21 protein-coding genes are annotated in these 26367 nt (G+C 50.1%); 9 read left to right on the plus strand and 12 right to left on the minus strand.

The window, feature by feature from the left end; translation table 11 throughout:
* Positions 1 to 623: 623 nt before the first annotated feature.
* Both ylqF and H6F91_RS06850 read right to left on the minus strand, forming a co-directional pair.
* Entirely contained in the window at positions 624 to 1484 is an 861-nt protein-coding gene (gene ylqF, locus H6F91_RS06845) for a ribosome biogenesis GTPase YlqF (protein ID WP_190772653.1), read from the minus strand.
* A 115-nt stretch (positions 1485 to 1599) separates the two neighbouring features.
* A complete protein-coding gene (locus tag H6F91_RS06850; RefSeq protein WP_190772652.1) occupies positions 1600 to 1800 on the minus strand; it encodes a hypothetical protein in 201 nt (66 codons plus the stop codon).
* Between the two features lie 1134 nt (positions 1801 to 2934).
* On the opposite strand from H6F91_RS06850, the gene H6F91_RS06855 reads away from it, so the two are divergent.
* Together H6F91_RS06855 and H6F91_RS06860 are read left to right on the plus strand one after the other, a co-directional pair.
* On the plus strand, positions 2935 to 3972 hold the full coding sequence (locus tag H6F91_RS06855) for a glycosyltransferase (RefSeq protein WP_190772651.1): 1038 nt from the start codon (positions 2935 to 2937) through the stop codon (positions 3970 to 3972).
* 224 nt (positions 3973 to 4196) lie between these two features.
* Positions 4197 to 5243 (plus strand): low specificity L-threonine aldolase, encoded by a 1047-nt coding sequence (locus H6F91_RS06860; RefSeq protein WP_190772650.1) that lies wholly within the window; start codon positions 4197 to 4199, stop codon positions 5241 to 5243.
* A 213-nt stretch (positions 5244 to 5456) separates the two neighbouring features.
* Here the strand turns inward: H6F91_RS06860 and H6F91_RS06865 are convergent, their stop codons facing one another.
* Entirely contained in the window at positions 5457 to 5864 is a 408-nt protein-coding gene (locus tag H6F91_RS06865) for a universal stress protein (RefSeq protein ID WP_190772649.1), read from the minus strand.
* 338 nt (positions 5865 to 6202) lie between these two features.
* On the opposite strand from H6F91_RS06865, the gene H6F91_RS06870 reads away from it, so the two are divergent.
* Positions 6203 to 7423: a phosphoglycerate kinase gene (locus tag H6F91_RS06870; RefSeq protein WP_190772648.1), complete on the plus strand. Its 1221-nt coding sequence runs from the start codon at positions 6203 to 6205 to the stop codon at positions 7421 to 7423.
* Between the two features lie 338 nt (positions 7424 to 7761).
* Here H6F91_RS06870 and H6F91_RS06875 read toward each other — a convergent pair whose 3' ends face one another.
* The 3 genes from H6F91_RS06875 to H6F91_RS06890 form a co-directional block, all read right to left on the minus strand.
* A complete protein-coding gene (locus H6F91_RS06875; protein ID WP_190772647.1) occupies positions 7762 to 9933 on the minus strand; it encodes a glutamine synthetase III in 2172 nt (723 codons plus the stop codon).
* A gap of 878 nt (positions 9934 to 10811) precedes the next feature.
* A complete protein-coding gene (locus H6F91_RS06880; RefSeq protein ID WP_190772646.1) occupies positions 10812 to 11294 on the minus strand; it encodes a glutathione peroxidase in 483 nt (160 codons plus the stop codon).
* 260 nt (positions 11295 to 11554) lie between these two features.
* Complete coding sequence (locus tag H6F91_RS06890) at positions 11555 to 12148, minus strand: DUF697 domain-containing protein (protein WP_347280015.1); 594 nt, start codon at positions 12146 to 12148, stop codon at positions 11555 to 11557.
* Between the two features lie 415 nt (positions 12149 to 12563).
* Between H6F91_RS06890 and H6F91_RS06895 the strand changes: the two genes are divergently transcribed.
* From H6F91_RS06895 to H6F91_RS06910, 4 genes are all read left to right on the plus strand, one after another.
* The gene (locus tag H6F91_RS06895) at positions 12564 to 13691 is read left to right on the plus strand and encodes an HNH endonuclease (protein WP_190772643.1); all 1128 of its coding nucleotides are present in this window, start codon (positions 12564 to 12566) and stop codon (positions 13689 to 13691) included.
* Positions 13692 to 13750: 59 nt separating this feature from the next.
* Positions 13751 to 14323, plus strand: coding sequence for a hypothetical protein (locus tag H6F91_RS06900; protein ID WP_190772642.1), 573 nt, complete (start codon positions 13751 to 13753; stop codon positions 14321 to 14323).
* Between the two features lie 179 nt (positions 14324 to 14502).
* The gene (locus H6F91_RS06905; RefSeq protein ID WP_190772641.1) at positions 14503 to 15843 is read left to right on the plus strand and encodes an AAA family ATPase; all 1341 of its coding nucleotides are present in this window, start codon (positions 14503 to 14505) and stop codon (positions 15841 to 15843) included.
* Positions 15843 to 16583 carry a Rho termination factor N-terminal domain-containing protein gene (locus H6F91_RS06910; protein ID WP_190772640.1) on the plus strand — a complete coding sequence of 247 codons (741 nt, stop codon included), beginning with the start codon at positions 15843 to 15845 and terminating at the stop codon, positions 16581 to 16583. Before H6F91_RS06905 ends, H6F91_RS06910 begins: the two co-directional genes overlap by 1 nt.
* A gap of 51 nt (positions 16584 to 16634) precedes the next feature.
* On the opposite strand, the gene H6F91_RS06915 is transcribed toward H6F91_RS06910, so the two are convergent.
* Positions 16635 to 17204, minus strand: coding sequence for a DNA-3-methyladenine glycosylase I (locus tag H6F91_RS06915; protein WP_190772639.1), 570 nt, complete (start codon positions 17202 to 17204; stop codon positions 16635 to 16637).
* 4 nt (positions 17205 to 17208) lie between these two features.
* Positions 17209 to 18633 carry a TldD/PmbA family protein gene (locus H6F91_RS06920; protein WP_190772638.1) on the minus strand — a complete coding sequence of 475 codons (1425 nt, stop codon included), beginning with the start codon at positions 18631 to 18633 and terminating at the stop codon, positions 17209 to 17211.
* Between the two features lie 317 nt (positions 18634 to 18950).
* Here H6F91_RS06920 and H6F91_RS06925 point away from each other — a divergent pair, with 317 nt between their 5' ends.
* Complete coding sequence (locus H6F91_RS06925) at positions 18951 to 19646, plus strand: hypothetical protein (protein ID WP_190772637.1); 696 nt, start codon at positions 18951 to 18953, stop codon at positions 19644 to 19646.
* Here H6F91_RS06925 and H6F91_RS06930 read toward each other — a convergent pair.
* Complete coding sequence (locus H6F91_RS06930) at positions 19597 to 20748, minus strand: extracellular solute-binding protein (RefSeq protein WP_190772636.1); 1152 nt, start codon at positions 20746 to 20748, stop codon at positions 19597 to 19599. The genes H6F91_RS06925 and H6F91_RS06930 overlap by 50 nt on opposite strands.
* 1068 nt (positions 20749 to 21816) lie before the next feature.
* Here H6F91_RS06930 and H6F91_RS06935 point away from each other — a divergent pair.
* Entirely contained in the window at positions 21817 to 22113 is a 297-nt protein-coding gene (locus H6F91_RS06935; RefSeq protein ID WP_242035668.1) for a hypothetical protein, read from the plus strand.
* A 270-nt stretch (positions 22114 to 22383) separates the two neighbouring features.
* Here the strand turns inward: H6F91_RS06935 and cobT are convergent, their stop codons facing one another.
* The 3 genes from cobT to H6F91_RS06950 all read right to left on the minus strand — a co-directional run.
* Positions 22384 to 23517, minus strand: coding sequence for a nicotinate mononucleotide-dependent phosphoribosyltransferase CobT (gene cobT, locus H6F91_RS06940; RefSeq protein ID WP_242035669.1), 1134 nt, complete (start codon positions 23515 to 23517; stop codon positions 22384 to 22386).
* Between the two features lie 73 nt (positions 23518 to 23590).
* Positions 23591 to 25780, minus strand: a complete 2190-nt coding sequence (locus H6F91_RS06945) for a hypothetical protein (protein WP_190789274.1) — start codon at positions 25778 to 25780, stop codon at positions 23591 to 23593.
* A gap of 386 nt (positions 25781 to 26166) precedes the next feature.
* Positions 26167 to 26367: photosystem II protein D2 (locus tag H6F91_RS06950; protein ID WP_190772633.1), on the minus strand; the 201-nt coding region annotated here is incomplete at its 5' end.

A 26367-nucleotide genomic window follows, 5' to 3' on the forward strand; every position in this document is an offset into this window, starting at 1 on the left:
GTGAGGGATCAACCAAAAACCGAATTAAAAACTAGTATTAAAAGAAGGGATCAAAAAAGGTATTTATACTTCTTGCAGTTCCTTAGGTTATGAAATCAAAGAAATCGTTGAAGAATTGATTTCATTCCATTACGAAGCCGCATCTAAGGGCAACAATCCTGTTACTTAGGAACGCTCAAAGTCTTGTCGATTATACTGCCTGCTTCCAGAACAGAGTACAGTCCGAGAGGAGGATTACAGTTTATAACTGTGGAAAGTAGCCATCAATTTTAGGGCGATCGCTCCATTTTCAGTCCTAGAACTATCCCACGAAAATGCCGACGAGCGCTTATCTTTAGACTCTATTTATGATTGCCTTCATTAATACATTATCGAGATCATCTCCATCACACTCATAGCTACGAATAGGGGAGCGCAAACTGCTCCCTCTATTCGTAGCTACAGCCATTTTCGCTAAGACATTCGGCGAGAGCGAGTACGGAGCACTCACTCTCGCCAAATGTCCTAACAAAAATGGCCAGGAGTATAAATCAATATCTTGCCAAAACCCTAATTTTGCCGTCGCTTCACAGCGGCAAAATTAGGGCTCGGATTCTCTACGTCACCAAACCTACTTGCAGCAGTTAGCTGATCGGAGGGACTTCGAGGGGAATCGCACCCAGTAAACCTTTGCGGAAATCGTTGAGGATCTCGCGGGCCGTACGTTCTTGATCGCCATTGTGGCGTTGCTCAGCCAGAGAGGCCAGATAGCTTTCGCCTGTCATGGTTTCGGGATCTAGAGTGTAGCGCGATCGCAATCCTTCCACACCCATGGGAGCGTGTTCCTGCAACCCCTTTAAAAGATCAATCAGGGCAGACGTAATGCGCTGATTATCGTAGGCCGCTTCGCCAATGTCATCACAAATGGCCAGCTTAAGAGCAGCCTCCTGGTTAGCGAGGCGGGAAGGTAGAACACCAGGAGCATCGAGCAATTCCATTTGATCGGAAATGCGCACCCACCGGAGTTGTCGCGTGACCCCAGCCCGACGGGCACTCTCTACAGCCCGACGTTTGAGAAGGCGATTGATGAGCGCTGATTTACCAACATTGGGGAAACCAATCACAACGGCCCGCACTGGACGAGGCAGCATACCCCGGTTGTGGCGGCGTTGGTTCAAGCGATCGCCAACCACTTGAGCTGCTTTCGCGACCCCATTCACCCCCGTTCCTTGATTGGCATTGGTAAAGACAGGGGCTTCCCCCTGTTGCTGAAACCAACGCTCCCACTCAGTACGAAACACGGCCGGGATCATATCCACTCGGTTCAAGACCAGCACCCGCTCTTTTTCGCCAATCCATTGGCTCAGCTGGGGATGTTGGGTCGCTAGCGGAATGCGGGCATCGCGCACTTCTAGCACGACATCAACTTTTTTCAAATTTTCCAGCAGTTGCCGCTCAGCCTTTGCAATATGGCCGGGATACCACTGAATTGGAGGAGAGGTCATAACACAATTATCGGGAACGTTGGATTTACATCAAAATCCAAACTTCCGCCTGGATGGGGCAATGCTATTCTAGGGTGCTTCTGTACGGTTCAGCCAGCGATTCTCATTATGAGGTTTAAGCCTGGAGTTCGCGCCCATAGGGCACGAACTCCAGGCTTAAACCGCCGTAGCCCACCTTCAATGAGCTGCGGGACTTCATTCCAAAATGAGAATTGCTACGGTTCAGCCCCCCAACTTGATTGAAAACGGGATTACCGTAGACCTCGCTGCCAGGCAGATAGATTTGCCACGTTGTGTCGCATATGAGCGATCGCACAGTATTTTAGCTTTGTGCTTAATTAAGTTGAGCTATTGACCAGAAGGTAAAGACATTATTTTTTGACATCATCTTGCAGTTCAAGCATCAGGGTTTCATGCTCTGACACTTCACTAGTAGGCTGCGGCCTAAGTTCACAACCTATGTTTTGTGTGGGGTGCTTCGCACCCCACACAAAACATAGGTGATGGATTTCCGCCTCAGCGTACTAGGCATTTAGAGATTCCAGACTTGTACAGGGTGCTATCTAAAATTTGCGATTCTCAAAACTGAGTTTTGTACAGATTGCAGCATTTTTTCTAGACAAAATTACCGCTTTATGTAGGACAGCGTTTTATCAATGCTGATTGATTGAATTGAGAAGAGGCGATCGCCCTACCGTTTTCCAAAATCCTATCAGCGGCTCTGCCCAGTTAAGCATGAGAGCCAAAAGCTGTGCCATTCGTTAAGTGATCGCCACAGTTTTTGGCTCTCACAGGCATTCAAAAAGTTGATTTTTTGCACCCTTCATGTGTACAGAACTTAAAGCTCTGGAATTCTATTCTTTCGCTGAAGTTTCCTTAAATTTACGGGTATACAAATGTAGAAATTGATGAGTATTTAAAGAAATGGATAAGCTCTACGAAAAAACCAGGGGTTCTTTTAGTAGTCATGATAAAAAAATGGGTGATTTAATGTGTTTAAACTTCTAATTACTATGACGGTTCCGTAGATCCCCTTAGTTTTTGACTCATTACTCTGCATATATTGGGTTAGGAGTGCATGCAGAACTTTACGAGTTTTCTTTTGAATTTATGGGTGCAAAACAGGGGTATCAGCTCGTGGAGGATGACTAAAAAATCTCGAAACGAGGCATGGTTCGTCCACCTAACGTACAAACCCTATCGTTCTCAAACTCTATGGCTGCAGAAAGCCCAGTGCGTAGATGCAGTTGAGTGCGCCATTCACTTGACCCCTAAAAGATGCTCTAAGCCACTCAAAGCCCAGAACTCAGGCAAATTATTCACTCTCGATTGAGAGATAGGAGCGGGGCTACCTCCTATGGCCGGGCTCGGTCATGAAGTTTTACATTTTACCCAGAGACGCCGTTACCTTTGGCTGCCTACCGAAACCGCATTTTGAGAGACCTGCCCAATGGAATGGACAATTGCTGCACCCTTTGTTCACTACGACAACGTTGCTCAGAGCCAATGGCTAGAGCTGTTTATGGAGAGCGATCGCCATACTCTACGCCATGTTCCCCGTAGAAAACCCCTGGAAAAATGGCACGATCGCAAAAGCAAATTTACCTCCCTTGATGAGTGGCTCGTCTATTTAGATCAGGCAAAACGAGCTCTACAGGAGGGTGCCGATGGGGTCATCACCGTATTTCCTCAACTGGCCTCAGCCGTTGGCATCCAGCAAAACCTATCACGGCAGCATGGGAAGCCTGTTGTAGCCTGGCTTTTTAACGTCGGTACTTGCTCCGATGGGTTGCGGAAATGGATGGCCCGCGCAAGCTTACGGCATATTGACCGCTTCGTCGTTCACACCCGGCGAGAACGGCAAATTTATAGCGATTGGTTGAATTTGCCAATCGAACGATTTGAATTTGTGCCCTACCAGAGCGCTCCTATTTCCGTGACCTATGAGGAGGAAATGGAGCATCCCTTCGTGGCATCCCTGGGGTCAGCCCATCGCGACTTTCCTACCTTATTTGAGGCGGTTAAGCGACTAAACATTCCAACTATTGTGGCTTCGGGTAAATCAGCCCTGGCCGGGCTGCAAATTCCTGCGAACGTACAAACGCCTCTGGGAATTGCTCGTACTGAGTGTTTCCGGTTAGCGCAGCAGGGCCGCATTAATGTCGTGCCTCTACAACCCAAGGACGGCATTACAGCGGCGGGGCAGGTCACCATCGTAGAAGCCATGTTTATGGGCCGGCCGTTGATTGCCACCCGTTGTAATGGGGTTGAAGACTATATTATTCACGGCGAAACCGGCTGGTTGGTCGAGCCCAACTCTACGGAGAGCATGTTGGAGGCGATCGACACCCTCTGGAACGATACGGCCCTACGGCAACGCCTTGGGCAAGCCGCCCAACGCTATGCCCAGGAATACTTCTCAGACCAGGCCGCAGGGAGGCATTTGACGCGCATCCTGAATGAAGTGGCTGACCAGTGGGGGTTCTGAGGCGGTCACTCTAGGCAGAGTTTGAACAGTGGATAGGGGGGGTGGAAGAGGTACTTCGTGCCCTTTTCACCCCCCGCCTAGAACACAGTATCGCGTTGTGGAATACAGAAGGTCTTCCAGCAGCGCTATTGTTCTTACATTGGCGAATTAGCTTTTGCTGTAGCGTTAGAATCTGCAGAAATTTGACACTCTAACAATAGATTTTGACCTCGCACGCAAATCCTATGCTCTCCATACTCCCTGAACAATTTGCCAGCGACAACTACTCCGGCATCTGCCCGGAAGCAATGGACTACACCCACCGCGCCAATTTAGGCAGCGCTCCAGCCTATGGCAACGACGAGTGGACACAACAAGCCACCGATCGCTTTCGGGAGTTGTTTGAGATCGATTGTGAAGTGTTTTTCGTTTTCAATGGCACCGCCGCCAATTCCCTGTCTCTAGCCAGCTTGTGTCAGTCCTATCACAGCGTTATTTGCCATGAGTTAGCTCACATCGAGACGGATGAATGTGGTGCGCCCGAGTTCGCGTCCAATGGGTCAAAGTTACTCCTGGGGCGGGGGGAAAACGGGAAACTAACGCCAGAGTCGATCGCCGCGATCGCCACCCGCCGCACCGACATCCATTACCCCAAACCTAAGGTCATCAGCCTCACCCAGACCACCGAACTGGGCACTCTCTACAGCATTGAAGAATTACGTGCTATCCGGAACATAGCCGATCGCTATCACCTGAAGATCCACATGGACGGAGCACGCTTTGCCAATGCGATCGCTGCTCTCAATGTCACTCCCGCCGAACTCACATGGAAAGTGGGGGTCGATGTACTGTGCTTCTGCGGCACCAAAAATGGTATGGCCGTTGGGGAAGCCATCATCTTTTTCAAACGGGATCTGGCAGAAGATTTCGCCTACCGTTGTAAGCAAGCGGGTCAACTCGCCTCCAAAATGCGCTTCATTGCTGCCCCCTGGTTAGGCTTACTGGAAACGGGTGCCTGGCTACGCAACGCACAACATGCTAACGAGTGTGCTGCATATATGGCTCACGAGCTCACTCGAATTGAAGGAGTTGAGTTGATGTTTCCGCAGCAGGCCAATGCGGTATTTGTCACGTTACCGGAGAGAGTGGTTAAGGGATTGCGCGATCGCGGCTGGCTGTTCTACACCTTCATTGGCGTAGGTGGAGCGCGGTTCCTCTGCTCGTGGAGTAGCACACGCGAACGCATCGATGAGCTAGTACACGACGTGAAGGACTTAATGGAACTGGTTTAGCCTTGCGGCAAAATCAACCCATGTTTAAAGGTGGGGGATACCGGGCACCCTCCACCTTTAAACATGGGCAGACTTAAACTGTCGAGTACTAGTACGCTGAGGCAGAAATCCATCACCTATGTTTTGTGTGAGGTGCGAAGCACCCCACACAAAACATAGGTTGCGAACTTAGGCCGCAGCCTACTAGCTTCTGCCTTGGCCTCGAAATAGTGGCTAAGGAACCACCAACACAGGACAGGGCGACAGGTTAATCACCCGGTTTGTAACGCTATGAGCTGCGCCCTCATCCGTCAGGCCCGTACCCCGGGACCCCATAATAATGAGGTTGGCATTGAGTTCGTCGGCTACATCGCAGATGACAAAGGCAGGCTTGCCTGTCCGTTCGATAACTTCGGCTTTGATGCCTTCATTGGCAAAGAGTTCTTGAGCGTTTTGGAGAAGTGCGGCGATCGCCTCGGGTGACACCATATCGGCCTCCACCGTAGTGGCATCATCAGGCTCTTCAACGACAGAGAGCAGCACCAGACGGCTTTTATAATTTTTTACAACATCGGTAACAACCTCAGCAGCCTCCTGAGATTCGCGACTGTGATCGATCGGAAATAAAACGGTCTTAAACATGGCTTTACCTCGCCAGGGTTCCAGATTCCTGTAGAGTTTTGAATGGGGCGTGGGTGTTGACAGCCTACCGAACGGTGGTGCCGCACCCACTACGAGTGTAGAACGTTATTGGGATGGTAATGGCTTGGGTAGGGGCGGTTCCCCCCACAGTAGCGATTCCCAAAGTCGGCACCAAACCCATAAACTCCCCAATACGGCACAGTCTGGCGACTGAAGCAAAAAAGACAGAGCGGGGTGCGATCCCCAATTCTTACCCTTTTTTTGTAAAGGATTTCAGATAAGACCGTTACGTTTTACAATAATAATAGGTATAAACACTCACCTAGGGGGTTAGAGAGGTGTCTAAGAAATCCGTTTCCAGCCTGACGGCGGCTGACCTGCAAGACAAACGTGTTTTAGTGCGGAACGACTTCAACGTTCCCCTCGATGACGCGGGCAACATTACCGATGACACCCGCATTCGTGCGGCGCTGCCGACCATTAATTACCTCACCAAGAATGGTGCGAAGGTAATCCTCAGCAGCCACTTCGGCCGTCCCAAAGGGGATGATTTCGCCAGCCGCGTGACCGACAAGTTCCGCCTCACCCCCGTTGCTAAGCGCCTGTCGGAGCTGCTGGAGCAAGAGGTGATCAAGCCTTCTGACTGTATTGGGGATGAAGTCGCCAGCGTTGTTGCCGCTATGAAGCCTGGTCAGGTCATTCTGCTGGAAAACGTGCGTTTCCACCCCGAAGAAGAAAAGAACGACCCTGAATTCGCCAAGCAGTTGGCCTCTGTTGCGGACCTATACGTTAACGATGCGTTCGGTACAGCCCACCGCGCCCACGCCTCCACAGAAGGTGTGACCAAGTACCTCTCCACCTCGGTTGCTGGCTTCCTGATCGAGAAAGAGCTGGAGTACCTCCAGAATGCGATCGACAATCCCCAGCGTCCCCTAGCTGCCATCATCGGTGGCTCCAAAGTATCCAGCAAAATTACCGTTATCGAAGCGCTGCTTGAGAAAGTCGACAAGCTGCTGATCGGCGGCGGTATGATCTTCACCTTCTACAAAGCTCGTGGCCTGAGCGTCGGTAAGTCTCTGGTAGAAGACGAGTTTCTGGAACTGGCGAAGACCCTGGAAGCCAAAGCCAAGGAGAAGGGCGTTGATCTGTTGCTGCCCACCGATGTGGTTGTGGCGGATAACTTCTCTCCCGATGCCAACGCTCAAACTGTTAGCGTTGAGTCAATTCCGGATGGCTGGATGGGTCTGGATATCGGGCCCGACTCGGTGAAGGTGTTCCAGGATGCCCTGAAGCAGTGCAAGTCCGTCGTCTGGAACGGCCCCATGGGTGTGTTTGAGTTTGACAAGTTTGCACAGGGTACTGAGGCGATCGCCCACACCCTGGCTGAACTCACCGGCACCGGCACCACCACCATCATCGGCGGTGGCGACTCCGTAGCGGCGGTTGAGAAAGTGGGTGTTGCCGAGAAGATGAGCCACATCTCCACGGGTGGCGGTGCTAGCCTCGAACTGCTGGAAGGCAAAGTCCTTCCCGGTATCTCAGCACTGAATGATGCCTAAGGTTTGTTTCTAGTTTTTGAGGTGCTTCGCACCTCAAAAACTAAAGGGATGACTTGATGCCTAAGGTTTGTTTCTAGTTTTCCGGGTGTTTCGCACCCGGAAAAATAAAGGGATGACCTGAGTAATTGAGACTTGATTCAACAACGTTGAGGGGATACCGAATCGGTATCCCTTTTTGTTTAGGACTTACGTGTTTGTGTTGGGTGTGGTGTGCTTCGCACACCACACCCAACACAAACACGTAAGTCCTGTTGAAGGCTTCAGGGCAAAAAAACACCAGGTGTTTTTGGAAACACCCGGTGTCTGGCCTTTTAGAATGAGGGCGATCGCCCACCACCCTACTTAATGAAGAGCATTTCCTGATACTTGGGCAACGGCCACAGATCATCTGCAACTTCGCCCTCCAGGGCATCAGCATACTCGCGCACCTTATCCATTAGCGGACGGAGGGTTGTGGCGGAATATTGCATGTGCTCCTCAGTGCTGGAGAAATCATGGTTATCCAGGGCACTTTCCAATTTGCTGACGGTATCCATCATCAATTTGGTTAGCGCAGCCACCTTCTCAGCGCTTTCTTTTTCCAATTCAATGCCGATCGCCTTCAAGCTGGCAATGCTGCTAGAGAGTTCTGTCAGATAGCGGAACGCTGCCGGGTAAATCACCGTTTTGGCGAGGCTGATAACCAGCTTGGCCTCCATAGCAATGACTTGAATGTATTGCTCGCCATAGACCTCAAAGCGGCTTTCTAGCTCCTTGGCTGTCAACACACCCGTCCGTTCGAACAGTTCTTCAACGTCAGGCTGCTTCAAGACGGGCAACGCATCGGCGCTGGTCGGGAGATTTTTTAGCCCCCGCTCTACTGCCATCTTGTGCCATTCCTCGGAGTAGCCATTGCCTCCGAAGATGACCGCACTATGAAGCTCCATAACCTTTTTCAGCACGGTATAAGCGGCCTGATTCAAGTCAGCCCCTTTCGCTAACTCGGCTTCCAGCTCGTCAGCAACCCAGGTGAGGGAGTCGGACAGGATTGTATTCATGGCCACGAGGGGGCCAGATACCGCCTGGTTGGAGCCCACGGCACGGAATTCAAAGCGGTTGCCCGTGAAGGCGAAGGGGGAGGTGCGGTTGCGATCGCCCGGATCCCTCGGAAACTCTGGCAGAGTATCCACACCCAGACTCATCACCCCAGGATGGGACGAGGCTTTGACATCCCCCTGTTTAATTTGCTCGAACACATCCTCCAGTTGGGAACCCAGATATACCGAGATGATGGCGGGAGGTGCTTCGTTGGCCCCCAGACGATGGTCATTGCTGGCGGATGCGACCACCGCCCGTAGGAGTGGCCCATACTTGTGAACGCCACGAATGACCGCGCCGCAGAACAGCAAAAATTGCAGGTTGGCGTGGGGAGTGTCGCCCGGATCGAGCAGGTTGCCCTGGGTGGCATTGCCCACTGACCAATTGACGTGTTTGCCAGAACCGTTGATGCCTGCAAACGGCTTTTCATGGAGCAGGCAGACAAAGCCGTGCTTCTTGGCCGTGTTCCGCAGAATCGTCATGGTCATCTGCTGGTGGTCACTGGCAACGTTGGCCGCTTCAAAGACAGGCGCGATTTCAAATTGGCCAGGAGCTACTTCGTTATGGCGGGTTTTGGCCGGGATGCCCAACCGATACATGCGCTCTTCCACGTCTTGCATGAAGATTTGCACCCGCTCGGGGATAGCGCCGAAGTAGTGATCGTCAAACTGCTGACCCTTAGCGGCGGGTCTACCAAACAGCGTCCGCCCCGTGAGGAGCAGGTCAGGGCGACTGTTGGCGAAATGAGTATCCACCAGGAAATACTCTTGCTCAGCTCCGCAGCTTGAGTTGACGGGAGCGACGTCGGTATGACCCAACAGCTTGAGCAGCCGTGTAGCCGCTTTGCTCATGACAGCATTGGAGCGGAGGAGCGGAGTTTTTTTATCAAGGGCTTCACCTGTCCAGGAGATGAAAACCGTTGGGATACAGAGAGTTGCCCCGTTATCCGTTTGCATGATGTAGGCGGGGCTGGTGACATCCCACGCTGTGTAACCGCGTGCCTCGAAAGTGGAGCGGATGCCGCCATTGGGGAACGAGGAGCCATCCGGCTCGCCCTGCACTAACACTTTGCCGGTAAATTCTGTAATTACGGAGCCGTCACTTTGCACTGAGACGAAGCCATCGTGCTTCTCAGCGGTGATGTTGGTCATCGGGTAGAAGACGTGGGCATAGTAGAGCGCCCCCTTGGAAATGGCCCAATCCTTCATGGCGGCAGCGACCACCCCCGCCACCGAGACGTCTAGTTTGCCGCCCGTTTTTACTGTTTTCTGAATCGCTTTGAAGACATCTTTAGGCAGACACGCCTGCATTTTGTTCAGAGTGAAGACATCGGTTGCCCACAACTCTTCCAAACGAGTGGGAAGCTTGGCGGGTACTTTTTCGCGATCGGTAATCTGACAAATGGCGGTGAAGCGTGACTCGTTGCCGCTCATATAACTCTGCTTGTCCTTAAATATTGGGTCAGGGAATGCTTGAAAGGCTGATTCTTACACAGCTTCTTTATCAAAAACTACCGTTTCTAGCGTTCAATCAAACAACCCCTCACCGAGAGTACTGTGTGGCGATCGCACAAAAGGTATGAAAGATAGTAAAGCGACAAAAACCCGATTCAAGCTCTCAACAAATTAAGCCATAATTTACCACAAAAAATCACTGAAAGGGTCCTTAAGATAACGCTGACAGTAATTCTTGTTATGGGCTTAAAAGGTAAGAGTTTGTACCCGTAGGGCATGAACTCTCACCTTTAAGCTAAGAAACAGCCCGCTTCGGCAGACTGTATTCTTGGCTTAATTCAAAATGAGAATTTCTGGGTTACTGAAGAGGGCGGTCAAGGCAGCTTTCCAACTATTTGTAAACCTTAATCCTACGGAATTACATTCCCTAAAGCTATAAATAGTGGCTTATACTTGACCGATGAATTATTCCTTGTCTCTGATTAGTAGCAATACTTTTTAGGGGCTTTTTTTAGAGACTTTTATGGTCCTTTGTATTTCGCCTCACCTCTTATCAAGCTCTCAATAGATCAGCGATTTCCTTGTAGGCAGAGGTGAGGCGATCGCCCAACACCCGAATCACCGCTGCTTGAAATGAGGCAGCAATGTAGAGTCAGCAGGGCGCTCGCCAAGCTCATCTCCGGTAACCAGCGGACTGAATACTCTGGTTGTATCAGCATCAGGCATGGGGCAAGCTAAAGAATAGACTTCTTGCATGAATCGTTGCGCAACAAAGCTGCGCAACGATTCACGTCCTCAAAAACGATGCATGCAGAAGGTCTAATGAAAAGCGAAAGGAATCTGGTGGGGCGATCGCGCTACTTCGCCAATTCTGCCTCGATCGCCGAAATCAGCTCAGGCGAATTTGGGGCAACCCGACTGGGAAAACGGCCCACCACTTCCCCCGTTTTGCTAATGAGAAACTTCTCAAAGTTCCAGGCAACATCTCCAGGGGGATTGGAAGACTGGGTCAGAGTCGCGTATAGGGGATGCTGGTCAGCTCCTTTGGCATGCACCTTGTCAAACATCTCAAAGCTGGCACCGTAGCGGGTCGAGCAAAACTGTTGGATTTCCTCGTTGCTGCCGGGTTCCTGTGCCCCGAAGTCGTTGCAGGGGAAACCCAGCACTCGCAAGCCCTGGTCTTTGTATTTCTGGTTCAGTTCTTCCAGCCCTTCGTACTGTGGAGTGTAGCCACAATAGGAAGCTACATTGACAATGAGAAGAACATTTCCGGCATAGTCACCCAATGTCTTGGAAGTGCCAGTGATGGTGTTTACAGCAATATCCGATACGGTACTCATAGGAAATGGTGAGTTAGGAATCCATTTTGTAGCGTAACGGTTTTTTGTGAAGTTGTGTAAAGTGGGGCGATCGCCGCTCACTCACCCCAAAACTCAGACACCAAGTGTTTCTCAAAACACCCGGTGTCTAAGGAGGTTTCTGCATAAGAATCTACCCAGGATGTTGGTGCTTTGCCCGCTTCGCGGGCAAAGCACCAACATCCTGGGGGTAATTTCATTGTTGGAAATCTCCTAACCTCTACAACTTCAGCCAAGCTTTTCTAAAGCCGAGACAGCAACTCCTGCTTTTTCGCCTGAAACTCTTCCTCCGTCAGCACGCCCTGTTCCTTCAACTTGCCGAGCTGCTCTAGCGTCTGAAAAATCTTGGCGGCATCATCGCCCTTATCATTCTCTAAATCAGATACGTAGGTTTTTCCGCGCTCGAAGGCTGAATCGTAAATCGTTTTGAGCTGGTCTTCTACAAAGTTGTTCAGCGTACCCGAATTTGAGAAATGGTTAACAGCGACCTGCCCCACGGCATAGGTTGATGCTCCGGAGGTCAGCGCCATCGAAGCCCCACCCACCAGCGTTCCAACGCCAGGAAGGGCTTTGAGGAAGCTGGCTCCCAGCCGCGCCAGGCTTGTTCCCGTCAATGCCGAGACAAACGCTTTGCCATTGCTTTTGGAATAATCCACGCCATAAAGCTGGGCCAATTGCTGAAGCATTTCCAGTTGAATTGCCGTAACCGCCGCAAAATCTACCAGAGGAATCGGAATCAATCCACCACCCATCGCCCACAACACATGGGTACGGATGATCGCTTCAGCTTGCGTATTCTGGCTCATGGGTGTTTCCCTATAAAACAGTAGGAGAATTTGTCTCTCGGTTAATGGTATTTCAGTTAAAACACATCCCAGAGGTATCTACCACTAGTACTCTTGTGGTCACACACTCATTCATTGACAGCACAAACCAATCGATTTTTTGGCTTTAATAAGCCTTCATTGATAGTATTTACAGAATTCAGAGAAGAGTTTTCAGAAAATTAAACTTTTTGTAAAGAGCAGGTTGTTTCAACTTTGCGAAAGCTACCTTAGAACAAGGCTTTCCAGTCTTATATTATGACGTCCTAGAGAAGCTAGCTTCTAAATACTTCTCTTAAATAAGTTTAAGGTGCATTCAAATAAATGTTTGCTCAACAATTACTGAGTGAGCATAGTCCTTATGAATTTACAGAACATAAACAGCTATTGATTTTTTGCCAAACATATTGTTTCAAAAAGGGGAATCATGAATTTAGCCAGAGCAATAGGATCATTGTCCTCTAGCGACTTACCGTTAATTAGCGATCGCGAACAGCTACTTTTTACTATTGAAGACACCCGTAAACGTGCTGATCAACTGCAAGAACAACTAGTTCCAAAACTTAAAACCCTTCTTACAAAGGCTTGCAGCTTGATTAATGAAATTTATGGCGAACATACACTCTCATCGTGCAGAACAACAACAACTCCGGCTCACCGTCCAAACGCAAAACAAACTAAACCGTTTGAAGTCGCAACTGCTGGTTTAGCGATAGAAGGCCAAGCATGGTTTTTTCAGCAAAGGTTTGAGTGCGCCCAAGACAGGCTTTATGTCAACTTTTTTGGGTTAAGAGGGTTAGAGGGTAATCCGATCATTCAGGTGCTTAAAAAGTATCCGAGCGAAGCCATTCGACTATTAGAATATGGTGAATATGAACTCTATTCGGAGACAATTGAATCTCCTAATGAAGATCAGAGTATAAACTTTATTGAATTGATCAGTAGACTACAGTTGGTTCCCGAAAGGGAATGGAAGGGCACTTACATTAGCGGAACTCCTATTCATCTTCCGGTTAAAAATGTTGACAGAATTCTTCCAGCACTTCACGACTTTATAGTGCTTTTTCCTATCTTCCGTGCCGCAGCCAATGTATTGAATGGAAAAGATGATTGTTTTAGAGACTATACAGAGCGCTTTTGGCGCTGGCAAAGCAAGCACCAAACTCCAAAAACTGAACCCTCATCTCATCATTTCCCAGACGAAGTAGACACAACACAGGCATTCCGTGAAGGGGCAGTGAAGCAGGTTCTAGTCAACACTTACGAGCGAGATCCTAAAGCTCGACAGAGATGTATCGATCACTACGGCTCAAGCTGTGTAGTGTGTGGTTTCAATTTTGGTAAGATTTTTGGCCCCCTGGGCGAAGGTTTTATTCATATCCATCACTTGCGTCCTATTGCGGAAATAGGAGAAGAGTATGAAGTTGATCCAGTTAAAGATCTACGCCCTGTCTGCCCAAACTGTCATGCTATGATTCACCATCAATCACCAGCCCTGAGTATTGGAGAAATGAAAATATTATTGGAAACTTTTAGTAAGAATTGTGCCTTCTAAATGCACTACTTATTCTAATACTCCTGTTCTACGAAGATATTTTTGAAAAGGTCTGCAAGATGGTAAAGGTTTGGAAGGAGGAGAATTTAGAACGCCGAACCCAACATTCAACCTTGCAACCTGTATGGAATTACTTCGTTGAAGTTTGTGGATTCACGTTCAAATTTGATTCCATAGAGCAACTTGAACAGGTGCTTGAATACTACAGGCAGAAAATTCATCCCAGTTCCATCATTCCGCGCTTAGATCGGTCTCTTGAAAAGATCGATCGGTCTTTAATTCAGCGTTGGTATGAACGGCTTCCGCTCTATTTACGGAAAGAACCCAAACGACAGAAAGTGGTCGCGGCTCTGGAACAGGCACGCCAAAGAATTCACGATGATGATTTAACGATTCATCCGACTGAAACTCCCAAAGGAAAACCCGTACGTTTTGAGCCCGTTAGTGAAGCATTCTGGTGCCGGACGTGCGATCGCCCTCTCGGCTACGGTCGCTGCAAACGCTGCCGCGCTAAACAAGCCCTCGACCCCGAAAAGTACAAACCCAAAGAACCATCGATCCCCTTCTGCAACACCTGCGGCGTCAATCTTGGACAGGGCAGCTGCAAATGGTGCAAAGCCCGCAGAAGCTGACAAGAACCATAAAAGACTTTCAGTTGTGTGCGTAGATCACTTAAAGTGCAGCTGCGATTTCATAAATAACATATGAAGCTTACTTGGGCTTCCTGATAGGGAATTGGTTATTAGAAAGGAGAATTGTCCCCAACTGGGCACATATAAAAACATGCCTGGCAGTCTCCCGGATTATAAGCATGACACCTATCAGCCTTCGCTCTGCACTACAAAGCTTGCCCGAAAATGCTCTGGAAGCGATTGTTAATCGACAGTTTGCAACCAAGTTATTAGAAGCTTTAGGCTTTCAGGCTGAGGAAATTTACCCTGAGTATCCCATTCGCAGAATGGCTGTCGATATAGCGGCCCGGAAGAATGTTGGGGATGACATTTTTATTAACACTAAAAAGAATCCCTATCTTTTAGTCGAACTAAAAGGTAGGGACGTCAATCTGACAGAAGGAAGCCAACCCTATAAGAATACTGTTCAACAGTTGAAACGGTATTTGCTAGCTCCTGAATGTCATTCAGCGGCATGGGGAATCATTACCAATTCATGCCATATACAACTTTTCCGAAAACATGGAAAGGTCGTTTTTCCTGCAACTCCGTGCCATCCCATTAACAAGGATAATATCGAGGATATTACAGCTACAATTCGAGAGAAAATCGAGTCTCCCTCCAGGGCCCTAACAATAGCTCTATACAATAACAAGGGTGGCGTAGGAAAAACAACGACTACAGTCAATCTTGCGGGTATTCTTACACTGCTTGGAAAAAAGATCTTGGTCATTGACTTTGATCCCAACCAACAGGATTTAACAAGTGCATTAGGATTACCACTGAGTGAAGACGCTCTCTTCACAGCTCTCATCAATCGCGATACAGAGTTAAAAACTGCTATCCGTCCTTATAAGTTCTTATTTAGAAGTAAAAAACTGGAAACCAGATTTGATGTCATCCCATCAGATAAAAGGCTAGTTTCTGAAGCCGAAAATGAGCTGAAGATACATGGTTATAAGCCAGGCAATGGCTTACTTCATCGCAAACTGAAATCTCTAAGAAACGAATACGATTATATTTTGATAGACGCGCCTCCTAATTGGCGTCTTTTCAGCAAACTAGCAGTTTATGCAGCAGATGTTGTTCTACTTCCGACAAAACACAACAACTTGTTCTCTTTAGAAAATGCTGTTACTGCAATTAAGGATTTTATTCCTGAAATACAACAGGAAAAGAGTGATGGCAGTCCAATTGCTTTACCCATTTTCTTTAATGGCGAAAGAATGACGGAGCCTCAGAAAGCTGCCGTAGAAAAAGTTATGGAGAGCATGATTCAGGCGGCTAAAAGGAACGATGGATTTGATTTAGCTCCTTATTTCTTTCCTAAGAGACGCCGTGCTGGAGAAGACACGCATGTTCTCTGTGTACCCGGCCATGCAAGTATTTCGAGTTCAGCGTTCTTTCGTGTTCCTGCCGTTTTTCGAGATAAATCAGCCCTTGAGTACTACAAGAACTTAGTGAAGGAGTATTTTCTATAATGGCGAATCCAAAAGATATTGGAAATTTAATGCACCTTTATCTCGATGAAATTGATCCGGGTAAAGGAACGAATACTCCTCAATTTCTCATTCAGGCTTCTGCTCATTTGCTGAACGAAAAGGGTAGGCGAAATTGGGTTCCGTTAATTGTGAGAGAAGTAGGAGGCGATCGCTACGAGGTCATTGGCAACACCTTTGTCTATGCCGTTGCAGAAGAAGCAGGCTTAGAACGAGTTTGGTGCATTATTGCTGACGACAGCGATAACACCGCCGAAGTTACTCGCGTATTAGCGGGTGAAGAGATACCAAAAGTAAATCTCTCGAAAGCATCGAGAGATGAAATTATGGCAGCTCTGGAATATGTCATGGAACAACCCGGCAGCCCTCTCAAAACCATTAAGTTAGCCGTAGCCACCAATCGTATCGATGAAGCTCCCCGACAATTTTGGAAGACACTCGATCCAGTTGTCACCTTAAAGTGCGGGATTACAAAAGGGAAGAAGCTAGATGTACTCAAGCAAGTCTTCTATCTAACTCCACAGCTCAAATCAGAACCACAGCCAGAACCTGAACCAGAAGACAAACTAGAAGGCAATTTAAAAGCCACTGGCGATACCATCTCTCTTCAAAGCATGACAGCCGCCAAGTTGAAGGAGTTAGCCAAGAAACAGAAAATTTATGGCTATAGCAAAATGAAAAAAGACGAGCTTATTGCAGCTCTAAGCCAAGCCAGCCAATAATCTCAGCGCTACTGGAATGAATAGGAAGGTGTACTTCGTCCACCTTCCTATTCAGCTTTTCATTTCCAAGTAGCGGAAACAGTCCGTCGTGTGATCATTCACAAACCCACAGGCCTGCATCAAGGCATAGCAAATCGTCGGCCCCACAAAATTGCAGCCTCGTTTCCGTAAATCCTTGCTCATGGCACGAGATTCAGGCGTTTCTGCTGGGACTTCGGCTATCGATTTCCAGGCATTCACGATCGGTTGGCCATCGACGAACTGCCAGAGATAGCGATCGAGGCTCCCAAATTCCTGGCGGATTTTCAGCACAGCACGGGCATTGCGTACCGCCGCTTCTACCTTGAGGCGATTGCGGATGATGCTGGCGTTGGTCAGGAGCGTGGCAATTTTTGCGTCGTCGTAGTGGGCGATCGCCTCTACATCAAACCCATCAAACGCCTCTCGATAGGCCTCCCGTTTCCGCAGCACCGTCAACCAGCTCAGCCCCGCCTGCGCTCCTTCCAGAATTAGGAATTCAAACAGACGGGTGTCGTCGTGAACAGGAACACCCCATTCGTGGTCGTGATAGTCAAGATAAAGCGGGTCAGACGTAACCCAGGCACAGCGGGTCAGTGGCATAGGCTTACTCGCGCCAGGTGTCGCCGCTATCCTCGTCGGTTTCGCCACCTACAACTACGTTGCGAATGCGTAGACTAGGGCCACCACACCCGACAGGCAAACCACTCTGGCCCCCTTTGCCACAGCCACCCGACTCATCCCAGAAGAAATCATTGCCGATCGCCTCAATATCCTCCAGAGTCGTAAACACATTCCCCGATAGCGACACATCCCGCACCGGCTCCGCCACCTTACCATTGCGAATCATCCAGGCCTCCCCAGCAGTAAAGGTGAACATTTCGCCGTTGGTCATGCCACCAATCCAGTTCTTGGCGTAGACCCCTTCCTGGATCCCTTCGAACAAATCTTCCACAGGCGTTGTACCCGGTTCAATCCAGGTATTGGTCATGCGCACGATGGGGGAGTAGTGGTAATTCAAACAGCGAGCATTCCCCGTCACGGGCTCCTCCAGCTTGCCAGCCGTCTCACGGGAGTGCAGACGTCCCACCAACACCCCATCCTTAATTAACTGTGTCGTCGTTGCAGGCACCCCTTCGTCATCGTAGGCATAGCTGCCCCGATGTCCCTCTGGGGCCGCTCCATCGAGGATTTGTAATTCACTGGGACCAAAGCTACGGCCCAGGGTCATCACCTCCATCAAGTCGGGGTTTTCGTAAATCATGTCCGACTCGGAGAGATGCCCGAAAGCTTCATGAACGAACAGCCCGGTGAGGATGGGATCGATCACAACGGTATAGGTATTGCCTTTCACAGGAGGCAGTTCCAAAGCATTCACCGCCCTCCGGGCTGCACTCTGCACCAGATCGTCCAGATTCATCAAATCCTCGTAAGCACGACGGGAGCCAGTGGTTTCGCGACCTGTTTGCACCGTTTCGCTATTACGGGCGGTAGCGGCAAAGCGCATTTCCATATCCACCCAGGACTGCTCAATCAGCGTACCTTCCGAGGTAGCAATAATGATGTGCTGAGTGCTGTCCCCGTAACGCACCGATGTGGTGGTGATGCAATCGTTCACGCTGCGAAGAATATCGGCATAGTGGCTACACAAAGCCTTTTTCTCAGCCAGGGGAACCTTGCGAGGATCGGAACCAAACAGTTGCAGGGGCCGGCTGTCTTGAATGATGGGAATGGGAGCCAGCAGGGTTTCCTCTTCACCCACCATCCGAGCAGCAGCGATCGCCTCCTCAATCCGCTCGGTTAGCTGGTCAAGCTGATTGAAGCTAGCAAACCCCCACCCACCTCGGAAGCAAGCTCGCACCTGCCCCCCAATGGAAACGCCTTCGCTGAGGGTTTCCACCTGCCCTCGCCGCAATAGTATGTCCGTTCCCTCAGATTCCTCTAGACGGATGGCCAGGTAATCGACCCTGGCCTTATAGCGTTGGATGCGATCGCTCAGCAAATCAAAGGCATTATGCAGTACAGAAGCCATAGCATCGGAGGGGGGTTAAATTCCTGATTTATATTGTGCCTTCTAGAGGGATCCTTCTCGGCTTTTGCCGCTCGAATTTCGCTGAGCCTGGCTCAAACAACAACTAGTGGGAGCCTCTTTAAAGGTTTTGTATAAAGGTTTTGTATATAGGCAGCACAAAAAACAACCTTTGAAGCCAGGCCCTGGTACTAGTACGCTGAGGCGTAAATATATAACCTATTTTTCTGTGGGGGTGCGAAGCACCCCCACAGAAAAATAGGTTACGGACTTAGGCCGTAGCCTACTAGGCGCCCTACTGAGTTCGACCGGGTGAAATATTGGTCGTTGCCATTGCAGTTTTTGAAACGGATTGTCAGGATGAAGAGACAGGGGTTAAGACTGTCATAGGTATCTTTCAGAAAGCTAGGGAGTCGGGTATGGGCTGCTGGAGCTGGAAAATAGGCGCAGTGAGCTTGGCGATCGCCTTAATGGGGTGGACAGGGGCAGCTTCTGCTCAACCCAGAGACGATTATTGGAATCAACTACTCAGCAATCCACCGGATATGGATATGTTTGCGTTGGATTACCAATCAGACGATCCCAATATCGTCACATCTATGAATGTTTCAGAGGTGGGGCTCACGATTCCAAGCCTGTGGTGGGCACAGCAGCTCTATGGTGGACGACTCCTCGAAAATTGGGCGGCTTTCCCCGCAGGAGACGGGCTGCCCCGCCGAGTTGATCTGGTGGTGAATGAGCAAGTTTGGGACATCTACAACTACATTGAGCGATATACTTTCGTGAACCGCCTCGGCTCTGAAGCTGAGGAATACGGCTATATCACCCGCGTCTTTGATCGCGCCGGAAACCCACTCTCGGCCTATGTGTGCGACTTTAGTGACATCGCCAGCGCCGAAATCCAGGTCAACGACCGATGCCAAATTCTTCTCGATTTTCAGGGCAATAATGGCATGATGGGCCGCTCTACGCCTCTCGCATCGCCGTCCAGAGGCGACGGTAGGTTTCAGCAGTAGATGCTGAGAGAGGTTCCAAAAATTCGCTACGCTTCACGATCGTCGCATCCGGCAGAATAAAGGCGTTCTTTAAGCTACTGGGAAGTTCAGTGCGGCCATCGAGTAGAACTGGGGATGCTCCACTACCCAGAAGCGTCAGACGGGTTGCTACCTCAGGCCGCCAATAGTACTGCACCCAGGTGTCAATGAGGCTTTGTACCGTTGTGGTTTCTGAGGATGCAGTCTTGGGAGCAGCAGGTAACACCCATAAATCCGATGTGAGGATTGTGCCTGACTGGGGCACCACTGCGCCCAATCGCGGATTTTTCTTTAGCAACGGCACTATATCCATTGACCAGCCAACAGCGACTGAGGTGTCGCCCAAAATGAGGGGCTCAAGGTAAGTGGTCGAGCTGTAGAAACGGGCCTGTTTGTTGAGAGCCGCCAGGGCATCCGGGAGATCTGCGATCGCCCCCAAATCTGTCGTGTTGACGGAATGCCCCAAGTATTTCAAGGTCAACCCCAACACCGCACGTGCCTGGTCGGGCAGGGAAATGCGCCCGGTCAATTCTGGTTGCCAAAGATCACTCCAATCCGTCGGGGGCTGTTTCAACTTGTCTTTGCGATAGGCGATCGCCAAACTCCCCCACCGATAAGGAGCCGCCCAGATCGAGCCTTTGGTATCTGGTAGCCCCTGAGAGTTGCGTAACACGAGCTTGCGCCAGGGCTCCGGTAGGCGATCCCAGCCGCTCACCTGCTGAAGCGTCAACGGTTGAATCAGGGATTCGCGAATGGCCGACGTCAGCCAACCATCCGCCAGGGAAAGAATATCTGCTCGCTGCGACGGTTTAGGGGGATCACCCTCCGTTGCCTCGACTTGGTGGTACGTTCTGAGGGCCTGGTAAAGAGCATCCAGACTCCTTACCGAGCGCACTTGCAAGGCAGTGGGTCGAATTTGCTGTTGCAAATCTGTCAGCACAGCGGTTGGGATGGATTCTTGTAGCAGGTCAACCCGCAACCCGGTGGTTTGCGATTGGCAGCCCCCCAATGCGGCGGCCAGCATAAGCCCACCTGAACCGATAAGCAGCGATCGCCGTTTCATAACCTGTTCACCCAAACCCATGCGTCCTCTCCATTCTCGCAGGCGATACAGCTTTCGATCCGGTTAAGCGGTGCTGTTCCTGCCTATTTTTTATTGAAGAAGCTCAAAACTCCTTTGAATAGGTTCGTTTCTTAACCCTTCTGGCATAGAAAATAAATCCATTTCGTAACTTTTCAACCTGTCGCTCAGGGTTACGTACTTTGCCGGTTATAGGGTGTTTCAGACATTACATCCCACAAAAAGTGCGTCAACTGTAAAAGCAAATGGAGGAGCTAAGCTTCTTCTAGAATTCGTACGCAGAAATTAACCTTTTTAACAAATTCTCAGATACAAGCGATGAGAATTACTGAAATGTTTCCTGTCGGTTAATTTTCTAATCAGAATTATCAAAAAAATTATTTTCATAAAACGCCAATCCAGGCTAATTCTTTGTCTCACAATTCCATGACGATGAGAGAACCTATAACATTCAGCCTCCTCTCATTTTTAAGGGGTTAATATGCGATAGGGGTTCTATTTTCATAGATAAACGTACCGGAATAGAAGGTTTCTAGCCTATTTTGGCCTTGCGTTAAGCTATCAAAGATTCAGTAGTTTCACGTTTTAGGAAACCTAAAAATGTTCCAACAGAAGGTAAAATAAGTAACCAAATGAAACATTATTAATTAGAGCTTTAGTTTTATTTAACTTTTGAATCTCAAGTTGGTGCAAATCGATGGGTACAATAAGCCTATCCAACAACTTAAGCTCGTTTCTTAAAAGCACGATCGTCACTGAGGATTCCTTGCTTTCTTGGTAGTATAGGCAGGCGCAAGGCTATAGCTATAAGCTCATGAGCTTGCTTTCCAGACGATTCTGTTAATCCCAGACGGTAAATGACTTTCGCGGATCAACGCGATCGCTTCGAATCATTAGAACGTTAAATGATTCAGAACAAACCCAGGGTATCTAAGAAGAGTTCCTAAGATGGAATTAACACAATCTAGGGAGTCAAGCGTCAACATGGATTCACTCCATACGCAGATAGCAAACCTAAGCACAAAAATTGACGCACTTCAGCAATTGATTGAGCAGCTGAGCAGTAAGCTTTTGTCTACAGGTTCAGGCGATCGGTGGGTTCCTGGAGGCGGTTCTCACCGCACAGCGGTTCAGGACGGTATGGTAGGTTACCAATCTCTCCGTCATCAAAGTGCTCTTGAATCAGAGTTCGATCACAAAGATATTTTGGCAGATGTTGATCTGGTCGATAGCGAAACGCATTCGGGCGATCATCAAACTCTATCCCCCGACTTACAAATTCAACGCTTAACTGCTCAATTAACGGCTGCATACAATCGCATTGCCGCATTAGAAGAACAGCTTCTAGCCAGGCGTGTTAGCCATTAACGCTGCTGGCTTGTACTCGACAATTTGAGCTTGCCTGTGGTTGAAAGTGAGAGATGCTACGCATTTCCTCACTCCAAGCATGGGTTAGTTTCTATCATTTAGCACAAGTTATGAGTCACATCTGCCAGCAACCCTTTCAATGAAGGGTTCGCTCGTGGAATCGTTTGAGCTGACCTATGTGTAGTTGTTTTCATAGAGAAGGACGGATGCTAAGCATCCGTCCTTCTCTATGAATCTTCTCAGGACTTATAGCAAACGAATTTGCGATCGCTACGACATTGCCGTTGCTTGCTCCACACAGTAGCGCGCCTGAAGCAGGGCCTCAACTTGAGCCATCAGGGTTAAAGCATCCCACCCCTGAAGATGAGCGGCGATCGCGCATCCTCCCGCTCCAACCCCTTCCTTGACAAAGCCCCGCTCATAGGCCCGCAAGGGTTCCAGAGAGGAACCTGTAAAGTTGAGTTGGGTTGCCAACAAAGGAGCCCCTAGCAGATCAGCCAATCCCACCGTGTCACCCGTTGCATCCTCTGCCACCCACCGGGTTGTGCCCACCACTACCTGTTCCGATGTCCAGGGATAAACCGGGCGTAGCGCCTGCATTAGCGCGTAGATTGCTAGCATTTGGGTTCCCCCTGCTAGCAGCACAGGAGCATGATGGCTGGCGGCGATCGCCGCTCCCGCTACGACAGGCTGCATTGGATCTCCCATCGCCGCTACCACCTCAAAAGGTTCTGAATTTGGCAACAGCCCGGCTTTTTCCAGGCCCTGTTGCACCAACTCCCACTTCTGTTGATGGTTACAGGTAGGATGGCTACTATTGACCTTGCCCTGTACTTCCCAACCGAGGCCCGTCAGCACGCCCAACGCAGTTGTCGTCCCGCCAACCACACATTCCCCCAGCACAAGTACATGCTGAGGAAATTGCCGAGCCAGGGTTTCGCCCCAGTACAACCCCTGCTGAAACAGGTGGGCTACAGTGTGGCGCGAAAGCGATCGCCCCGTACTCACACAGCAAGCGACCTCTCCTCCCAAATCAATACATGGAACGGTAGGAGCATGACGCAGGCCAGCATTGAATAACGTTAGGGGCAGGTTTAAACCTGCAACCACTGCCCGTGAAATGAGGGCGGGAGATGCCCCTGCTACCAGAGGAGGCAATGGAAATTGGGGATTAGGTTGTACTCCCTGAACGAGGAATTCTGCATCGGCGATCGCTGTAAATTCTCGATCGGCTGGCGTTGCGCCTGCTGCCGAAATACCAGGGAGCACTCCCGTCTCTGTAAATCCCAACACACAGGCAAACTGTGCCCGCTGTCCCTGACATTGAGCAAGCCATGCCAACCCAGACTGCAACTGGCTATAAACGCGAATATCTAATCCAGGCGAGCCATCATTTTGCAGCAAGGCATCATCCTCTAAACAGGCAACACCCTACACCCTACACTGACCGTAGGCACCGGTGTAAGCGACAATCGCCCTACAGCCCAAAAGGAACCGTTGCACCTGCTGCCCTTGCTGATGGGGGTGAAGGAAGTGGTGTGCCCGTTCCTGCCGTAGATAACGGTGAAGGTGCCGGTTCTGTGGATGAAGGAAGAGGTGTGCTCGTCGCCGTTGCAGATGACGGTGAAGGCGTTGGTTCTGTAGACGGCGAGGGGGCCATTGCGCTCGTCGCCGCCGGTGGCGGTGAGGGGGTCATCGCTGCCGATGGTAATAAGGGGGTTACTGCACCTGTTGCACTTGCAGATGGCGGTAAATGACGATCCAGTAGCGCATTTTGGTCGTCATACACTTCTACAGGACGCCGAAATCGCGCAGCTAGGCTCTCTAGAGTATGGCGCAGAGCGAGCTGATGCTCAGCTACCACGGCTTGCAGGCTACGGTTACCCGATGCACGAGCTGTTGTAATCGCGCTCATGTACTCAGGGCTGAGCTGCAGCTGAATGGCATTACCCGCTATTAAGAGACGGCATTTCTGGAGTTCCTGATGGCAAGCTCGATCCACGTCCAGGGAGATCGCCATAGAGGTCTCCAACTGGGCTTTAGCCTGCTCCATCGATGTCGTGTAGGTGCGAGTTAACTCTTGACCTTGAACGGATGAAGCCGTATTGGGAGGAATTTGCTCTGTATAGCGCAAGGCATCAGTCCAGGCGGCGATCGCTCCCTGCCAGTTTGACTGCTGGCTTGCCTGTTGAGCGGCTTGCGCTGCCTGGGTTGCCTGCTGCAACAGCCCGGTTGCTTTTTGCTCCTGGTCTACCTGGGCGATCGCGGCTATCAATCGGGGTTGGTAACTCTCTAATAAACGCTGAGCATCCATAGCCGCATAGGTTCCGGCGGGCACTTCTCGCAAACGGTTGACTACCACCTGCCAGGTCACGCGAACCAACTGCCATTGGTCCAACGATTGGGCAATTTGCTGCCGAGCTTCGGCTATCTGAATCGCCTGCTTGGCCATGTTGAGAAAAGCTTGGGCCGCTTCCTCTGACGTTAAACTCTGGCGATGGCGCTCCAGATTTTCCTCATACTGCTGTTTTTGCCGTTGAGCTGTGCGATAGAAAGGGTTCTCCGGAGGAATAGCATCCAGACGATTAATGGCATCGTGCCAGAGAGCTGTAATTTCCTGCCAGGTTTCAGAGTTATGGGGGCCTTTCTGGCTGCGATCGCTCGCAGTTTGCGCCATTTCGGCAATTTGGCTCAGGTACTCCAGAGTTTGCTGCTGCTCTCCGTAGCTCTGCCGCAGGGTATGGGCTTCTCCAGAGAATCGTGACCAGGTAGGGATGGTTTCCAGGGTAGCGATCGCCCGTTGCATCGTCGCTTTGGCTTCCTCAATATCTTCCGCATCTGTAGCCTGCTCGGCTCGCTGGATGGCCTCCTGGTTCCACTGCTGAACACTCTGCAATTCTGGGCAGGTATCTAACACACAGGGCCGGCTGAGGCCATAAGTGCCGCCTGCAATACCGAGGGCGATCGCCCCTCCAGCCACCATCCACCGAGAATTCAGCGGAAACTCTCGTGGCGGCAACGGAGTCAATAAAGGGGTGTCAGATACTAACGGCAATCCCACTTCGCGTTCCGCCAACCGATCCTCGGGGTCTTTCCAGGGAATCAGGCTCACGGTTTCTTCAGCAAGCTTTTCTGGCTCGTCTGTCGAATCCTCCACATCGGGAGCAAATACCCTTGCATCAGATGCTGCTACGCCCACTAGCTCATGTATCCAACCGTCTAGTTCTTCGTCCGATAGCTCCCAGGGTTCTTCCTCCCCCAACGGCGTTGCTGTCGGTGTAGCAATTCTGGCGAATTCTTCATCCAGTAAACCCCAGGCTTCCTCCACAGGCGTTGCCCCGACAGCCAAAGGATGTCGAGTGGTGGGACGGGGCGGTGGTGGCGGCTGAATTAAAAAAAAACGATAGGCGTAGGGCTGAGATTCTCCCGCAATCTGTAAATACAGGCGTGCCTGCTGCACAAAGTGCAACTGTAATGCCTGGATATGTCGCTCCAAGCGACGGAAAATGTCTTGAGGTTCTAGCCCCAAATCAGCGGAATGCTTCCCCAGGATCATCAGTGCTCCTTCTTGAGCACTACACTGAAATTCCAGGGGTAGCCCTTCCAACAGACCCCTCAAGGTTTCCTGTAAACCCTGCAAATCCTCTACGCAAAGAGCCGTTCTCATAGGTTCAGGCACACAATAAATAGGGTTCTGGAAAGTTCCAAATCCCGTACCGGAGCTTACCTGTCAAGATTAAGCTCCCTCATCGCTACCCTTTTCCAGAAACGTCCTCAACTTCCGGAAAGATGCTTGTCTCTCCTCAAGTTTTTAAAGCCGCCTCAAGAAGCCTCTAAAGGGAGATTTATTGCTTGTGTTCCAGATATGGGATGGGTGGTTGTGGGAGGGAAATCAGGGCCATAAATGCTCCAGATATAGCGGACTTGCGTAAGTCCTCAGGAAGTCTAATGTAAAAAAGTCCCTTCCATGAAAAAGCCCCTACCAAATGGCAGGGGCTAGAGTCACCGACTTCTAATGAATTGCAATCCCTAAAAGTCGAGATTAGAAATCTCTTACAGCGCGTTACCGCGAGGCAGCACTTCTTCAGGGAAGGCGAAGCCTTCGTGGGGCTGATCTTGAGGAGCCATCCAAGCACGGATACCCTCATTCAGCAGAATGTTCTTGGTGTAGAACGTCTCAAACTCGGGGTCTTCCGCTGCTCGGATTTCCTGCGACACGAAGTCGTAAGCCCGTAAGTTCAGCGCCAGACCAAC

It is taken from the genome of Leptolyngbya sp. FACHB-8 (genome assembly GCF_014695575.1).
In the GTDB taxonomy this organism is placed as follows: Bacteria; Cyanobacteriota; Cyanobacteriia; order Elainellales; family Elainellaceae; genus Vacuolonema.

Coding starts and splice junctions, on each gene's coding strand:
- ylqF (WP_190772653.1), bottom strand. CDS start 1,484: ATGACCTCTCCTCCAATTCAGTGGTATCCCGGCCATATTGCAAAGGCT.
- H6F91_RS06855 (WP_190772651.1), top strand. CDS start 2,935: ATGGAATGGACAATTGCTGCACCCTTTGTTCACTACGACAACGTTGCT.
- H6F91_RS06860 (WP_190772650.1), top strand. CDS start 4,197: ATGCTCTCCATACTCCCTGAACAATTTGCCAGCGACAACTACTCCGGC.
- H6F91_RS06865 (WP_190772649.1), bottom strand. CDS start 5,864: ATGTTTAAGACCGTTTTATTTCCGATCGATCACAGTCGCGAATCTCAG.
- H6F91_RS06875 (WP_190772647.1), bottom strand. CDS start 9,933: ATGAGCGGCAACGAGTCACGCTTCACCGCCATTTGTCAGATTACCGAT.
- H6F91_RS06880 (WP_190772646.1), bottom strand. CDS start 11,294: ATGAGTACCGTATCGGATATTGCTGTAAACACCATCACTGGCACTTCC.
- H6F91_RS06895 (WP_190772643.1), top strand. CDS start 12,564: ATGAATTTAGCCAGAGCAATAGGATCATTGTCCTCTAGCGACTTACCG.
- H6F91_RS06900 (WP_190772642.1), top strand. CDS start 13,751: ATGGTAAAGGTTTGGAAGGAGGAGAATTTAGAACGCCGAACCCAACAT.
- H6F91_RS06905 (WP_190772641.1), top strand. CDS start 14,503: ATGACACCTATCAGCCTTCGCTCTGCACTACAAAGCTTGCCCGAAAAT.
- H6F91_RS06910 (WP_190772640.1), top strand. CDS start 15,843: ATGGCGAATCCAAAAGATATTGGAAATTTAATGCACCTTTATCTCGAT.
- H6F91_RS06915 (WP_190772639.1), bottom strand. CDS start 17,204: ATGCCACTGACCCGCTGTGCCTGGGTTACGTCTGACCCGCTTTATCTT.
- H6F91_RS06920 (WP_190772638.1), bottom strand. CDS start 18,633: ATGGCTTCTGTACTGCATAATGCCTTTGATTTGCTGAGCGATCGCATC.
- H6F91_RS06930 (WP_190772636.1), bottom strand. CDS start 20,748: ATGGGTTTGGGTGAACAGGTTATGAAACGGCGATCGCTGCTTATCGGT.
- H6F91_RS06945 (WP_190789274.1), bottom strand. CDS start 25,780: ATGAGAACGGCTCTTTGCGTAGAGGATTTGCAGGGTTTACAGGAAACC.